The 1112-nt window shown below is 45.1% G+C and carries 2 protein-coding genes; both read left to right on the forward strand.

From position 1 onward, the window contains the following. Positions 1 to 310 (forward strand): ATP-dependent Clp protease proteolytic subunit (locus tag F6K38_RS42810; protein WP_287360990.1); only part of this gene is annotated, 310 nt, incomplete at its 5' end. A 261-nt stretch (positions 311 to 571) separates the two neighbouring features. Next, positions 572 to 1112, forward strand: a 541-nt coding sequence (locus F6K38_RS42815; RefSeq protein WP_287360993.1) for a J domain-containing protein, incomplete at its 3' end; no start/stop codon positions are given.

Genomic DNA, 1112 nt, shown 5'->3' on the forward strand with positions numbered 1-1112 from the left:
TGGTCTAGCTGCCTCTATGGGGTCATTCCTGCTAGCTGCAGGTAAAAAAGGAAAACGAATAGCTTTGCCTCACTCCAGGATTATGATTCACCAACCCTCTGGGGGAACCCGTGGACAAGCTACAGATATTGAGATTGAAGCTAGAGAAATTTTGCGGATCCGCCATCAACTCAATGAAATCTACGCCCAAAATACCGGTCAATCCCTAGAGAAAATCGAAAAAGACATGGATCGGGACTTTTTCATGTCAGCCGATGAAGCCAAGGAGTATGGCTTGATTGACCAGGTCATTGATCAGAGAGCACCCTAGAGTGTTGGTCTGGTCAATTTAATTTGATCACGACTTACGCTGCCAAGCCGGTTATTAACCGTAATTACACCAATTGCAGGCTTTGATTTATAACTGCAAAGCGGGTTGTAACCGTCTTGGTGGGTAATGGCTGTTTGATGATCTGGTGATGAAGTAGTATAAAGGTAAAGGTAGTGACATTATTGAACAGGGTACTCTATATATAGGAAACAGAGAAACAGATAAGTCTGTCTCAACGCTTATTGATTACTTATCCCATTGATGAATCTGGCTGATTGTTATCGCTTACTGGGTGTGGATCCAGGAGCGAAGCAGGTTGAAGTAAAAGAGTCTTATCGGCGTCTGGCACGTCGGTATCATCCTGATATTAACCCTGGAGACAAGCTTGCCCAAGAAAAGTTTATTCGGTTTACGGAGGCTTATAAGCTTCTCCTCAGTGCTATCAAAGAGTGTGACCGTGAACCAGTCTTAACCTCCGCCACTAGCTTTGGTAATCACAGTAATCAGCCTGAGGAATCACATCCTCCAACCTCAACTTGGGTAACGCCTAAGCCACCATCCGTTGAATTCAATCAACCCCTCTCAGCCGTTGAACAACAGCTGAAGTGGGATTCCTATCATCAACTCCAGCAATTGCTTCGGGAGCGACGGTTGATTAGAGCGATCGCATTAGTCGAAGCCTTGGCTCAAAGAATGCCCCAAGACCCAGAAGTGCGTCAGTGGCAAGCGATCGCTTATCAAAGTTGCGCAAGACATTTGGTTAAACAGCACAAGCTGGATAAAGCTAGAAATTATCTCAAAA

The sequence above is a fragment of the Moorena sp. SIO3B2 genome (assembly GCF_010692525.1).
GTDB lineage: Bacteria > Cyanobacteriota > Cyanobacteriia > Cyanobacteriales > Coleofasciculaceae > Moorena > Moorena producens.